General features: G+C 45.2%; 12 protein-coding genes, 1 tRNA gene and 2 rRNA genes. 1 reads left to right on the top strand and 14 read right to left on the bottom strand.

Annotation, left to right across the window (positions count from 1 at the left end):
* Positions 1-12 precede the first annotated feature (12 nt).
* Positions 13-2,355 (bottom strand): PAS domain S-box protein, encoded by a 2,343-nt coding sequence (locus ACQ5BJ_RS24785; RefSeq protein WP_268600382.1) that lies wholly within the window; start codon positions 2,353-2,355, stop codon positions 13-15.
* 417 nt (positions 2,356-2,772) lie between these two features.
* Here ACQ5BJ_RS24785 and tadA point away from each other — a divergent pair, with 417 nt between their 5' ends.
* Positions 2,773-3,261, top strand: a complete 489-nt coding sequence (gene tadA / locus ACQ5BJ_RS24780) for a tRNA adenosine(34) deaminase TadA (protein WP_005545619.1) — start codon at positions 2,773-2,775, stop codon at positions 3,259-3,261.
* A 115-nt stretch (positions 3,262-3,376) separates the two neighbouring features.
* On the opposite strand, the gene ACQ5BJ_RS24775 is transcribed toward tadA, so the two are convergent.
* The 13 genes from ACQ5BJ_RS24775 to ACQ5BJ_RS24715 all read right to left on the bottom strand — a co-directional run.
* Positions 3,377-4,438 (bottom strand): DUF6612 family protein, encoded by a 1,062-nt coding sequence (locus ACQ5BJ_RS24775; protein WP_268598198.1) that lies wholly within the window; start codon positions 4,436-4,438, stop codon positions 3,377-3,379.
* 148 nt (positions 4,439-4,586) lie between these two features.
* On the bottom strand, positions 4,587-5,480 hold the full coding sequence (locus ACQ5BJ_RS24770) for a YitT family protein (RefSeq protein ID WP_163978638.1): 894 nt from the start codon (positions 5,478-5,480) through the stop codon (positions 4,587-4,589).
* 315 nt (positions 5,481-5,795) lie between these two features.
* The gene (locus ACQ5BJ_RS24765) at positions 5,796-5,948 is read right to left on the bottom strand and encodes a small acid-soluble spore protein P (RefSeq protein ID WP_005545614.1); all 153 of its coding nucleotides are present in this window, start codon (positions 5,946-5,948) and stop codon (positions 5,796-5,798) included.
* 19 nt (positions 5,949-5,967) lie between these two features.
* The gene (locus ACQ5BJ_RS24760) at positions 5,968-6,138 is read right to left on the bottom strand and encodes a hypothetical protein (protein ID WP_005545612.1); all 171 of its coding nucleotides are present in this window, start codon (positions 6,136-6,138) and stop codon (positions 5,968-5,970) included.
* A gap of 11 nt (positions 6,139-6,149) precedes the next feature.
* Positions 6,150-6,509, bottom strand: a complete 360-nt coding sequence (locus ACQ5BJ_RS24755; RefSeq protein WP_005545610.1) for a hypothetical protein — start codon at positions 6,507-6,509, stop codon at positions 6,150-6,152.
* A 106-nt stretch (positions 6,510-6,615) separates the two neighbouring features.
* A tRNA-Ser gene (locus ACQ5BJ_RS24750) sits at positions 6,616-6,704 on the bottom strand.
* Between the two features lie 78 nt (positions 6,705-6,782).
* Positions 6,783-8,060 (bottom strand): serine--tRNA ligase, encoded by a 1,278-nt coding sequence (gene serS, locus ACQ5BJ_RS24745; RefSeq protein WP_005545608.1) that lies wholly within the window; start codon positions 8,058-8,060, stop codon positions 6,783-6,785.
* A 167-nt stretch (positions 8,061-8,227) separates the two neighbouring features.
* Positions 8,228-8,821 (bottom strand): pyridoxal 5'-phosphate synthase glutaminase subunit PdxT, encoded by a 594-nt coding sequence (pdxT, locus tag ACQ5BJ_RS24740; protein ID WP_005545607.1) that lies wholly within the window; start codon positions 8,819-8,821, stop codon positions 8,228-8,230.
* Between the two features lie 119 nt (positions 8,822-8,940).
* The gene (pdxS, locus tag ACQ5BJ_RS24735; RefSeq protein ID WP_005545606.1) at positions 8,941-9,822 is read right to left on the bottom strand and encodes a pyridoxal 5'-phosphate synthase lyase subunit PdxS; all 882 of its coding nucleotides are present in this window, start codon (positions 9,820-9,822) and stop codon (positions 8,941-8,943) included.
* Positions 9,823-9,957: 135 nt separating this feature from the next.
* Positions 9,958-11,346 (bottom strand): D-alanyl-D-alanine carboxypeptidase family protein, encoded by a 1,389-nt coding sequence (locus ACQ5BJ_RS24730; RefSeq protein WP_005545605.1) that lies wholly within the window; start codon positions 11,344-11,346, stop codon positions 9,958-9,960.
* Between the two features lie 123 nt (positions 11,347-11,469).
* The gene (gene guaB, locus ACQ5BJ_RS24725; RefSeq protein ID WP_005545604.1) at positions 11,470-12,933 is read right to left on the bottom strand and encodes an IMP dehydrogenase; all 1,464 of its coding nucleotides are present in this window, start codon (positions 12,931-12,933) and stop codon (positions 11,470-11,472) included.
* Positions 12,934-13,273: 340 nt separating this feature from the next.
* Positions 13,274-13,390 (bottom strand): 5S ribosomal RNA (gene rrf, locus ACQ5BJ_RS24720).
* A gap of 79 nt (positions 13,391-13,469) precedes the next feature.
* Positions 13,470-13,694, bottom strand: a 23S ribosomal RNA gene (locus tag ACQ5BJ_RS24715); the annotation flags it as partial.

Genomic DNA, 13,694 nt, shown 5'->3' with positions numbered 1-13,694 from the left:
TTTAAACTATCCTTATGACGAGATTGCGGTTAACGTAGGCTGCGGCACGGTAAGATCACCACTGCCCTCCTCTTCTGCGCCAATTGCAGGCAACGAAATCGTTACCTCAGTTCCAATGTTCTGCTCACTAGTAATTTCAATCAATCCTCGATGGTTATGAATAATTCGCTGACTTACCATGAGGCCAAGACCTGTTCCGTATTCCTTGCTTGTGAAGAATGGATCTCCAAGTTGGGACAAATGCTCTTCCGGTATACCGATACCATGATCTAGAATTTTCACCACAACTAGACCCTTATGTCGTGATTGTACAGCAATTTCGACCATGCCACCTTCCGGCATTGCCTCCATCGCATTTTTCATCACATTGATAAATACCTGCTTCAGTTGGTTCTCTTCACAATTCACTAACGGTACAAATTCATCGAACTGGGTGGCGAAGTGCACGTTATTCAAGTTTGCCTGACTGTCCAGTAAAGCGACAACATCTGTTACAATGCGGCGTACATCTTTCGGCTGGAATTGAATAGCCTGAGGCTTGGCCAGTACAAGGAATTCACTAACAATCAAGTTGATGCGCTCCAGCTCCGCCAGCATCATGTCCATATGATTATCATTCAATGATCTCGTACGCTGCTGCAGCTGCAGGAAGCCTTTCAGCGTCGTTAAAGGATTTCGAATCTCATGCGCAACACCTGCTGCCAACTGTCCAACCGTCGTGAGCTTCTCGGAACGGCGCAATAATTCCTCCATTCGCTTACGGCTGGTTATATCCCGAGTAATGCTGGCCCAAGCGATACAGTCTCCACCCTCATTGTACATTGGCGAAGTGGTGACACTAACATCCAGAACACGCCCGTCCTTCGTCAGACGCGTCGTCTCCCAGTTGCTTACATATTCGCCATGACGCTTAGCCTCATGAATTTTCCGTTCTTCTTCCAGCTTATCCTCCGGAATATTGCACAAGGGCTTGCCCAACACCTCTTCCGAGGTCCAGCCGAACATATCGACGAACGCTTGATTTACACGCTCAATTCGTCCCTTCAAATCCGTCACATGAATGGCATCATTCGATTGGTTAATGAACGATTCCAAATGCTCTTTCATGGCACGGTTCTCCAAATAGGACATCCGCAGTCGTTCTGTAGAAGCATCCAAATTGCGTGCCATCGTATTGATTCGCTGCGCCAGTATGCCAAGCTCATCATTGCGATCAATATTCAATTGCGTATTGAAATGACCTACCGAAATCATATTGATCTTGTTCAATATCGATTGCAGAGGGCGTATGAGGATGCCAGACAGCATATAACTGCCAATAAGGACAATCTCCAATAACACAATGCCTACGGCGACATTGCGCATTAACTGGTCATGCAGCGCTTCTACGAGCGTTCTAGCATCCATTGAAATATTCAATACATAGGCTGTTGTACCGATGATCGGTATGAATCCCTTAATAATCGTTCTGCTGCCGAATTCACTTTCGTAAAATAGTGGTTTTTTTCGCTCCAAGGCATTCCGAATGTATTCTTCATCACGTGCATGTTTCAATGTATATTCGCCATACAGGACACGGCTTTTTGTGTCATCTACAATTTGCACGCCATCGCTGCGAACTTTGGATACAGGCTCATTATTAAAGTGGTCGGCATTCAGAGCTGCGATCTCCACAATATTGGACTGAGCATTTAACGTCTGCTCGATTAAGATATTGGGCTTCGTTAGTTCAAAGAAGGTCTCCACTTTATCATCACGAATAAACGGATTAATAATATAATCCCGCTTACCGTCGTAATAATACCCCCACTTATCGATATGCTCCGGATTGGAAGAAGACACATCGAAGGGGCCTGCCCAAAAATCTTTACGCTTCTGCCCTTGGGTAATCCATACTTGCTGATCCTCGAGCAATTGAGTAAAAGCGGTATACCAGTATCCCCACTGTCTAGTCGACATTCCGATTTCCTTCGGATCAGAGGATCGAGCAATTGTAATATCATCACCGTTCGCCGTCTGATGCAAAAGGGAAATGTGGGATATTCCGATATCTTTGCTTATTTGCTGCAGCTGCTCGTTCGTAATACTATCAATTCGGGATGGGAGCTTATCCGCAGCATACATAGATGCAATATGCAGCTTCTCCGCCAATTGCTCCTCAAATGAAGCAGCTGCCATGCGGGATTGCTGAACGGATACGTTGATCTGCTGAGCAATTGCATTCATTCGCTGCTGAATTTCCTCAACAAGCTTATCCTTGGTAATGTTGTAGGTGAGGATCATATGAAGCAAAAGGACGACAAACACGATACAAGCTATGGAAATTGATAATTTCGCTTTGATGGAAAGTCTCATGCTTCACCTCTATCAGGCCTATCCATCAGAATCTAGGTCAATGGAGATAATGTCGGATATCCTGACAAATGTTGGATTTCGTTGGAGTATCTCTTCGAATCATATCGTAATATAGGGCGATTTGTCCATGGTTTTGGCGATTATTGTAGGAAGAAGGTATAATAATATCGACAAGTTCCGACCCTGCCGATATGAATAACACATAGTTATCAACAACTTATACACATAATGTGAACAGTTATGGATAAGATGTGTATAATCCTGTGCACAATTATTAGTTATCCACAGGATTATACACACACTGTTAACAACGAATATTTGTTCGATGAATAACGGCTATACTTTTACACATCTTTGCGTCTAATGCAATTATACTTGGCAGCAATAGAGGCAGGGATAAGAGAAAGGAAGTTAAAGTTGGAAATACAATCGATTGAACCTGAACAAGAAACTCAGCACGAATACTGGATGCGCATGGCTATTGAAGAAGCCCACAAGGCCGAAGCGATTGGAGAGGTGCCTATTGGCGCCGTTGTCGTACATCAGAACGAAATTATTGGTCGCGGCTACAATTTACGAGAGACTTCGCTGGATTCAACGGCCCATGCCGAGATGATTGCCATTAGGGAAGCGAGTGAGCACCTGCAGGCATGGCGATTACTTGATTGCACTTTATACGTTACCTTGGAGCCTTGCCCAATGTGTGCCGGGGCTATCGTTCAATCACGCGTACCTACCGTTGTATATGGGACGACGGATCCCAAGGCAGGTTGTGCGGGCACGCTTATGAACCTTCTTCAGGAGCCCCGCTTCAACCATCGTGCAGAAGTTATTGAAGGCGTACTGCGGGAAGAATGCGCGGCAATGCTAACGCAATTTTTTCGTCGTTTGCGCGGCAAAGCTTAATCTATATGCAACAAGAAAGAAGCCGCAGGCTCAACCTAGTTGAACCATGCGGCTTCTCCCTTTGTTAATATACCGCCGCTCTCTAAGAGAACGACGACCTTCCTTTGACTTTATCTTAATAGCCACCGAACATTTGCTGCAATTGTTCCATCGTCAGAACATCGGATGGTACTGGTTTAAACTCAACCTTCTCGTTGATCTTGCTCAATTCACTTGTCAAACGAGCGGCAATCTTCGATTTCACACCATCGTCGCCAGTTACATCCAAGTTTGCTACAACAACTTGGTATGCAGGGTATTGATCCTTGTTAACTGCTGTAGTCACGCTCAGCTCGTTAATCTTCAACGACTTCTTCATTTCTTCGATGCCCTTTTTCAGTTCACTGTCATCTGTTTTCATTTCTTGCTTCATTTTCTCAACTTGGTCTTTTTCCACTTTAAGCAGCTTGCTGTACTCTTCCTTGCCTAATACATCAGCGATTGCAGGCAACGCATCCTTAACGAATGTTGTAACGAATTGCTCCAAGTTCTCATTTGTAACATTGAACTTCACAATTTGCTTCGCATCTACACTTTCAGGAAGACCAGCGTCTTTTTTCTCAACTATGGAGAAATATGTTTTCTCATCGAACTTGCCAAGAAGTGCTTTGAACAAATCGTTGCTCAGGTTTTGCATTGCCTTCAAATCCTTTGCGGATGGCATCTCTTGACCTGAATCTTCAGCAAGTTTCTTCAAGTCCAGTTCAACTGTCTTCCCAACCAATTCATCAGGAATTTGACCAGCCAACATCGGAATATTCGGAATCTTTACCCACATTTTATTTTCATCCATGGAGAATGGAAGAGAGAACTTCATTTCCATGTCGCCTTTAAGGCTAATTTCAACATTCGCTTCCATCTTGATTGGCTCTTGTTGTACAACGCCATTTACGCTAAGCTCAGCATTTTTCAGCATATTGAGAACCATTTTTGCATTTGGATCAAGTGCTGCGGAACCATTATCCACTTGAAGATCTTCTAACTTAATCGATGTATTAAATGCATAAGATTTCATATCGAGGGACTTACCTAAAGAACCCTCGATTAATTCCTTCGGACTAGACTTCGCTCCACACCCCGTAATAATTAAAGCTAGAGCAAATATTAGTGCTAATGCGCTCTTCAAACCTCTTTTCAACTTGTTCAACCCCTATTCCTCATAATAAGTATGTCTAAAAATACCCAGTATATATTAACCTATACGTATGGCATTGAAAATAGTTCCTTTGAAATATATTTCATGACTCTATTTTTAAACATGTGAACTTCGTCCTATCGTATCTTTCTTAATGGATGTCTTTCTTCTTGAATCTTCCACCCTTGACGTCATGAATGTTGCCGATTGCAAGAAACGCTTGCTCGTCAAGCTCTTCTACGATCCCTTTGAGCTTCGCTTCCTCCAATCGAGTAATGACGGTGAAAATCACTTTTTTCTCATCCCCGGAGAACCCACCTTCACCCTTCATATAGGTTACTCCTCGGCCAAGACGGCTAAGCAGCGCATCTCCAATTTCCTTGTGATTGTCACTTATAATCCATACTGCCTTCGAATCGTTCAATCCCTCAACCGTAATATCAATCATTTTGAACGCAATGTAATACGCGATAAGGGAATACATTGCACGATCCCAGCCAAATACGAAGCCAGCACTCGTGAGTATGAACAGGTTGAAAAACATAATAATTTCGCCTACGGAGAAAGGAGATCGCTTATTGAGTAAAATCGCTACTATTTCTGTGCCATCCAACGATCCGCCGTATCGAATGACTAGCCCAACGCCGATCCCAAGAATAATCCCGCCAAATACAGCAGCTAGGAACGTATTTTCCGTAAAGGCGCTTACATCATGCAGCAGCATCGTACTGAGCGACATGACAAGGACGCCGAGCAATGTGGAAAGGGCAAATGTTTTGCCAATTTGCTTGTAGCCGACAATTAGGAAGGGCAAGTTAAGAAGAAATAGAAAAACGCCTAGTGGTATCGAGGTTACATAAGACAAAATAATCGAAATACCGGTTACACCGCCGTCCGTTATTTGATTCGGGACGAGGAATAATTCAAGTCCGACCCCCATCAGGACAGATCCAACGACAATAAAGATAATTCGCTTGAGAAGCTTAATCAGGCCAATCTTCGTGTGCTGATACTGTCGTACATTAGCAACCGCTGCACCGTCCATGGCATTCAGTTGGGCGAATGCTTCAAAATGATCCGGTTCTTGCGAAGCCGATGCTTGATTCTCCTTAGAACTACTGTTGTCAGTATTGGTGTTCGTCGTCAGATGCTCCATCGCTTTCACCTCTCTATACAAGCCTCAAAATACACTACACTCTTTATTATATCGGAATTCCTTTCTATGTTGGACCCTACTGGGAAATATTAATAAGGAAAGCACTAGTGAATGACAACAATAACTCTTTATCATGGCACAAAAAAACACAGATCTCCCTTGCGCATAACAAGGAAAATCCGTGTTGATTGTTTCCACTTTGACTTATCCCTCAGGATTGTTGTGACTCACATGATTCGCATTCTTCGTCTTCTTAGACCCTGACAATGGCTCTTGCATCGCATTCCGTTCATTGCCTGCTTGATGCCGGCTGGATTGTTCCTTGTCAGGTACAGGCACTGCTCTTGGCTTGCTCATTGCGTACGCTCCTCTGTCATTATAAATGTTCCAAATCCGTTGGCTTATCATGATTCAATGCATCCTGATGACGCCGATCGTTATGATCCTGCTGCAATTGCTGGGCATGATGACTAGTAACAGGTGCCTGCTCCAAGTCCTTGATGACATTGCTCAAATTTTTGTCCAGACCATCCTTCGCTTTCGTCATCTTCATTCCTCCTAGTGTACTTGGCCGTGATTGGTTACATCATGCAGTGCTTGCGCACACTCATGTATGTGACGCATATAATTTTGTACGAGCTCCTGCACAACCTCTGTCCGCTCATCGATATGAACCCCGCTCTTCTCGACATCAATTAGATTGAGCTTGACCTCGCGCGTATCCACATAAGCGCAATGGAAATCGAATGAGTACATTTGACGGCCGGCTGTATCGATATGAATAACGAGTGCCTGTGGATTCGCACCGTCAGGCAATACTTTGGCTTGATCGCCAGGGTTCAGCCTTGTAGGCAGCGTCTGCTGCCAAGCACTCACAAGTGTCGACTGATCAACTTGCAGCTTTTCTTCCTGATTCATAAGAGCAACACCTCCACTGTTCAATTACAGTTTGCGGTCAGCGGAGCCATTTTATACAGCAAAAAACCCACATCTCTAAGGATGTGGGTTCTACATTTGAATGTTATGGCGGAGAGGGTGGGATTCGAACCCACGTGAGCTTGCACCCTAACGGTTTTCAAGACCGCCCCGTTATGACCACTTCGGTACCTCTCCATATTTGACTGCCCGAATCGAGTCGGACAGTCTTTATTTTATCATATGCATTGTTACATTGCAATAGTGTTCTTTCAATTATTTGCGAATGGCTTCCATTCCACCCATATATGGACGGAGTACTTCTGGAATGACAATCGAACCGTCTTCCTGCTGGTAATTTTCCATAATCGCAGCGACTGTACGGCCAATTGCAAGGCCGGAACCATTTAATGTATGAACGAACTCAGGCTTAGACTTCGTATCGCGACGGAAGCGAATATTCGCACGGCGCGCCTGGAAATCTTCAAAGTTTGAGCAAGAAGATATTTCACGGTACGAACCACTGCTTGGCAACCATACTTCCAAGTCATACGTCTTCGCAGAGCTGAACCCCAGATCTCCCGTGCACAACGCCATAACGCGATATGGCAGGCCGAGGAGCTGCAAAATCTTCTCTGCATTGTTCGTAAGGGACTCCAGTTCTGTATAAGAATCCTCAGGCTTGACCAGCTTCACAAGTTCAACCTTATTGAATTGATGCTGACGAATCAAACCACGTGTATCGCGTCCAGCTGCACCTGCCTCAGAGCGGAAGCAAGAGCTGTACGCCGTATAGTAACGAGGCACTTGATCATCTGTTAAGATTTCGTCCCGGTGGAGGTTCGTTACAGGAACCTCTGCTGTCGGGATCAGATAATACTCTGTCCCTTCAATCTTGAATAAATCCTCTTCGAACTTCGGCAGCTGACCTGTACCGATCAGGCTGTCGCGGTTTACGATGAGCGGAGGGAGCACTTCTTCATATCCATGCTGTGTCGTGTGCACGTCGAGCATGAAGCTGATGAGTGCACGCTCTAAGCGTGCTCCAGCACCTTTGTAGAACACGAAGCGAGAGCCTGTGACCTTAGCGGCCGATTCGAAGTCCAGAATGCCAAGATCCTGAGCCAAATCCCAATGAGCTTTCGTTTCAAAGGAAAATGAAGTAGGCTCGCTCCAACGGCGAACTTCAACATTGTCATCTTCCGATTTCCCTACTGGCGTACTTTCATGCGGTACATTTGGAATGGACAGCGTTATCTGTTCCATTTGCATTTCAATTTGACGAATCTCTTCATCGAGCTCTTTAATCCGATCGCCTACTTCACGCATTTGCGCAATCAGTTCGTCGGCTGACTCGCCTGCCTTTTTCTTTTTCGCTACTTCTTGAGACACAACATTACGTTGATTTTTCAACTGTTCAGTCTCTTGCAGCATTTCGCGGCGACGTGCGTCAAGCTCCGGGAAGTCCGCGATCATATCCTCCGTTTTACCTCGATGTTGGAGCGCAGTAGCTACGCGTCCATACTCATTTCTTAACAATTTGATATCTAGCACCGATTGACCCTCCTGCCAGAAACGGATACACGACTCAACTCTATTGCCATAGCCAAGGATTACACCGTTTCTATCCGTATCATTCTATATCACTATTATACCGTATATCTGATAAAAACACCTTAACTCTCCTTATCTCGAGGAAGAGTCAAAGTGTTCGCTTTCCTTTAGCCTGCTACATTTTCAGCTTGTTTAACCATATCGACGAAATATCGATGCAGACTTACGTCGGATGTCAGCTCTGGATGGAACGAGCAAGCTAACAGCGAATCTTGTCTCGCTGTCACAATCTCACCATTGACTTCGCACAGCACATCCACGCGTTCACCAACTGATTGAATAAGCGGGGCACGAATAAACACAGCTCGTACAGGTTGCTCAATGCCCTTCACATTCAAATCTGCTTCAAAACTCTCACGTTGCCGTCCAAATGCGTTGCGCAATACCGTCATATCCATAAGCCGCAGATGCGGTTCCTCTAGTCCTTGCTGACCTTCTACTCGCTCTGCCAGACAAATAAGTCCCGCACATGTACCGAATATCGGCTTTCCCGCAGCCGCAAATGCACGAAGCGCTTCGATAAAACCGTACTTACGCATGAGCTTGCCAATGGTAGTACTCTCTCCACCAGGAATGATAAGCCCTTGCAGCTCATCCAGCTGTTCTGGCCGCTTCACGGCTACCGCATGAGCTCCCGCTGCCTCCAAGCTGCGCATATGTTCCGCTACCGCGCCTTGCAGCGCCAATACTCCGATGTTCATCCGTGAAGTCCCTTCTTTCCCCTGAGGTTTGTACTTTTTACACCATTTGGTGATTGGGTTCTAACGCAGACTAGGAAGCACCATATTGATGCTTCCTACAGCCTGCCATGTTATTGATCTTACCAGCCGCGATCCTGCATACGCTCAGACGGCGCAAGCTTGGAAATCTCAATACCCTTCATTGGTGTACCAAGGTTCTTGGACACATTTGCAATCAACGCATAATCTTCATAATGAGTTGTCGCCTCTACGATTGCACGAGCGAACTTCTCAGGACTGTCAGATTTGAAAATACCAGAGCCTACAAATACGCCGTCTGCACCCAAATGCATCATCAACGCTGCATCTGCAGGGGTTGCAACACCGCCTGCTGCGAAGTTGACAACTGGGAGCTTGCCTCTCTCATGTACTTCAAGAAGCAAGTCATACGCTACGCCCAAGTTTTTCGCTTCTGCATACAGCTCATCTTTGGACAAGCTTTGTACTTTGCGCACTTGGCTAGTAATTAGACGCATGTGGCGAACAGCCTCAACAATATTGCCTGTTCCCGGCTCACCCTTCGTACGGATCATAGCCGCACCTTCGCTAATGCGACGGAGCGCTTCGCCCAAGTCCTTAGCGCCGCATACGAATGGCACAGTGAATGTATTTTTATCAATATGGAATACTTCATCTGCTGGAGTCAGCACTTCAGATTCATCAATGTAATCAACGCCAAGGGATTCCAATACTTTGGCTTCTACATAATGACCAATACGTGCCTTTGCCATAACTGGAATCGATACAACCTTCATAACCTCTTCTACGATTGTCGGATCTGCCATACGAGCTACGCCACCAGCTGCACGAATGTCAGATGGGACACGTTCAAGCGCCATAACCGCTGTAGCGCCTGCTGCTTCAGCAATTTTCGCTTGCTCCGCATTCATGACGTCCATGATGACGCCGCCCTTTTGCATTTCTGCCATACCACGTTTTACTCGAGCTGTACCTGTTTCCATTTTGTTTGCCCCCCGCCACTAATCAGTCATTTCCTATTGCTACAGTTTCATTCCTCTATTTTACATGATGGTCAATCGAATAGACAATTGATTTTGTCATAGACGTAGACCATTTCATAGATCAATACTTCGAAACTAGAACAAATTTTTGATAGATTTGAACAAATCAGCAAAGAACTCTCCAATTGCACGGAAGAATAGACGCCACCAACTGCCCTTTTCCACATCTTCTGTGGCAATCATATTCACCGTTTTCTTCTGCTCGGCTCCATTGTCCTTGTAGGTAAACGTAACGGTTCCCACTTGCTGACCCTTCTTAATTGGCGCAATAAGCTCGCTTGCCGGCTTCAAATTTACTTCTGTTGTTACTTTACCTTCGGTACTTGCACCCTTCGGAATCACAAATGACGCACCAGACTCAGCAACAATCGGCACTTCTGTCTCGACACCTTTTTTGATCGGAGCTGTCTCTACTCCTACTACTGTCTTTTTCGGTGCAATTTCGTTCTTTACTTCAAAATGCTCAAAGCCATGGTTTAGCAATTTAGCTGTTTCTTCGAAACGAGCCCCTTTATTTGCTGCCCCCATAACAACCGAGATCAGACGCATATTATCACGTACAGCCGTACCTGCAAAACAATATTGCGCTATATCAGTAAATCCGGTTTTCATTCCATCCAAACCTTGATATGCATAACGCTTGAAGTTCACAACATCCTTATTCGCTTCAAGCATCCAGTTTAAGTTGGAAATTGGCGTTTTATCACGTTCTCTAAATTTATAGGATTGAATTTTTGTAAACTCGCTGAATTCTGGATGATCGTTAACGATTGCACGAACTAGCTTTGCAACATCCATAGCAGACATCATAGTCTCTGCTTTTTCAGCGGGACGGAAGTCTTTTGGCATACTAGCCCAATCTAATCCAGTAGAGTTGATGTAATGTGTCTTCGTCATCCCAAGACGTTTTGCCGTCTCGTTCATAATTTTTACGAATTCTGCTTCACTGCCAGCAATATGTTCAGCTAGAGCAACTGTCGCATCATTGGCGGATCCGATTGCCATCGCAATATACAAATCCCGAACTTTATGCTTGTCCCCTTCTGCTAAGAAGATGCGCGACCCTTCCGTTACTGAAGCATTTTTCTTTGTAACAACCTCATCATCAAAGCTCAACTCTTTGTTCTTTACTTTTTCCATGACAATATATTCTGTCATCATCTTCGTCATACTGGCTGGAGGATACGCAATTTCCGAGTCAACATCGACTAATACTTTTCCGGTAGAGGCCTCCATGAGTACCGCTGAGCGAAGCTGCAAGTCAAGCTTCTTCTTATCTGTAATGACTTGACCCGCATTTCCATTTGTTGTAGCTACTTGCTTTGTTTGTGTTTGTGCAGCCGCCTCAGCAGCCACCATTCCTGCAGATGGCAATAAGGCAAAGCTCAATATTTGACATGCGGTAACCAAAGCGACCGCTCGTTTCCATTTGTTTTGTTTTACTGTTGTATGTTGCTTAGACACTACGTACAACTCCTCTCCCTGTTGAGTCCCATTGCTATTCTAACATAGCCGGACACGCAAAAAAAAGACAGGGTTGTAATACCCTGTCTTTCCTTGTCGACATTTTCCGTGTTTGCAACACAATTACATGGAATAGTTCGGAGCTTCTTTTGTAATTTGCACATCATGCGGATGACTTTCACGCAATCCTGCGCCAGAAATTTTCACGAAATGAGTATCGTTCTGAAGCTCTTTCAGGTTATGTGTACCACAGTACCCCATACCTGCTCTCAATCCACCAAGCAGTTGGTGAATGGTGTCAGCAAGAGGCCCTTTGTAAGCTACGCGGCCTTCGATGCCTTCTGGTACGAGCTTCTTCTCGTTGCTGCTATCTTGGAAATAACGATCTTTACTACCCTGCTTCATGGCGCCAAGGGAGCCCATGCCGCGGTACACTTTAAAACGACGTCCTTGGTAAATCTCAGATTCACCAGGGCTCTCTTCCGTACCTGCGAACAAGCTGCCCAGCATAACTGCACTCGCGCCAGCAGCGATGGCTTTTGTAATATCACCAGAATATTTAATACCACCATCCGCAATTACAGGGATACCATACTCACGTGCTACGCTCGCACAGTCATAAACTGCTGTAATTTGCGGTACGCCGATACCCGCGATAACGCGAGTTGTACAGATAGAACCTGGTCCGATTCCAACCTTTACCACTGAAGCGCCTGCTTCGATCAAGTCACGAGTTGCCTCACCTGTAGCTACGTTCCCTGCGATGATTGTCAAATCTGGGTATAGGCCGCGCAACTTGCGTACTGCTTCAATGATGTTGATATGGTGACCATGAGCCGAGTCTACTACAATTAGGTCAACACCAGCTTGCACAAGCAGTTCAGCACGTTCAAACGAATCTTGAGAGATACCGATTGCCGCACCGCACAGGAGACGTCCTTGAGCGTCCTTTGCAGCCTTCGGATATTGAATTGCCTTCTCAATATCCTTGATTGTGATAAGCCCCTTCAGGACGTTGGATTCATCAACCAGAGGTAGCTTCTCGATCTTGTGCTGCTGCAAAATAACTTCTGCTTCTTGAAGCGTAGTTCCTACTGGAGCAGTCACCAAGTTCTCATGAGTCATAACTTCCTTAATTCGAATGCTATAGTCATGAACGAAACGAAGGTCGCGGTTTGTCAAAATACCTACAAGCTTATGTTCTCCGTCTACAATTGGAACACCGGAAATACGATATTTTGCCATTACACGATCCGCATCTTCAACAGTATGTTCCGGGGAAAGAGAGAATGGGTTTGTGATAACGCCGCTCTCTGAGCGCTTAACCCGATCCACTTCTTCAGCTTGTTGTTCAGCAGACATATTTTTATGAATAATACCGATACCGCCTTCACGGGCAATTGCAATTGCCAATGGAGCTTCTGTAACTGTATCCATCCCGGCACTAATCATTGGAATATTCAACTTCACCTTATCACTCAAGACAGTCGATACGTCTGTTTCCCGTGGCAGTACACTCGATTTACGAGGTACTAACAGCACATCGTCAAAAGTCAAACCTTCCTTAACAAATTTAGATTCCCACACCAGAAAGTTCCTCCCTGTGATTGTATTGGCGCATTCATTATCCAAACCCTTATTACAAAAGGCTTGTCCTATGATTCACGTCATCTCTAAAAATATATTATTGCAATCTTAGCAAAGCAGTATGTGGCTGTCAAGGATATGCGACTTGTTTTGGAATCCGTTTTTTCAGGAGCTTTCATTTCATTTCGAAACGAATGAATGTCCACTGCACGTGCACATTTTACATGGATATTTATCGTTAGTATGAGATGGTTAGCTGATCTCCATTCATTATCTAAACGGTTATGACATGCATATACGAAAAACCACCGTTGAGTAATCTCAACAGTGGTTTTTGTGTGCTTGGCGACGTCCTACTCTCCCAGGACCCTGCGGTCCAAGTACCATCGGCGCTGGAGGGCTTAACGGTCGTGTTCGGGATGGGTACGTGTGGAACCCCTCCGCCATCGCCACCAAACAGCATTGGCTTAGTGCCAATATAAAGTTCAAGGTCATACCTTGAAAACTGAATGCGAAAGTTCGTGTTTTGAATCAAATAGGATAAGCCCTCGACCGATTAGTATTGGTCAGCTCCACACATTGCTGTGCTTCCACCTCCAACCTATCTACCTCGTCGTCTTCAAGGGGTCTTACTAATTGGGAAATCTCATCTTGAGGGGGGCTTCACGCTTAGATGCTTTCAGCGCTTATCCCTTCCGCACATAGCTACCCAGCTATGCTCCTGGCGGAACAACTGGTACACCAGCGGTGCGTCCATCCCG

Origin of the sequence: Paenibacillus sp. B1-35 (assembly GCF_050474385.1) — a bacterium.
In the GTDB taxonomy this organism is placed as follows: domain Bacteria; phylum Bacillota; class Bacilli; order Paenibacillales; family Paenibacillaceae; genus Paenibacillus_B; species Paenibacillus_B alvei.
The sequence above is the reverse complement of the archived record's forward strand: the minus strand, read 5'-3'. Positions and strand labels throughout refer to the sequence as shown.

Excerpts from the sequence above, each read along its gene's own strand:
- ACQ5BJ_RS24785 (WP_268600382.1), bottom strand. The coding sequence starts at position 2,355 with ATGAGACTTTCCATCAAAGCGAAATTATCAATTTCCATAGCTTGTATC.
- ACQ5BJ_RS24770 (WP_163978638.1), bottom strand. The coding sequence starts at position 5,480 with ATGGACGGTGCAGCGGTTGCTAATGTACGACAGTATCAGCACACGAAG.
- ACQ5BJ_RS24765 (WP_005545614.1), bottom strand. The coding sequence starts at position 5,948 with ATGAGCAAGCCAAGAGCAGTGCCTGTACCTGACAAGGAACAATCCAGC.
- ACQ5BJ_RS24760 (WP_005545612.1), bottom strand. The coding sequence starts at position 6,138 with ATGACGAAAGCGAAGGATGGTCTGGACAAAAATTTGAGCAATGTCATC.
- ACQ5BJ_RS24755 (WP_005545610.1), bottom strand. The coding sequence starts at position 6,509 with ATGAATCAGGAAGAAAAGCTGCAAGTTGATCAGTCGACACTTGTGAGT.
- pdxT (WP_005545607.1), bottom strand. The coding sequence starts at position 8,821 with ATGAACATCGGAGTATTGGCGCTGCAAGGCGCGGTAGCGGAACATATG.
- pdxS (WP_005545606.1), bottom strand. The coding sequence starts at position 9,822 with ATGGAAACAGGTACAGCTCGAGTAAAACGTGGTATGGCAGAAATGCAA.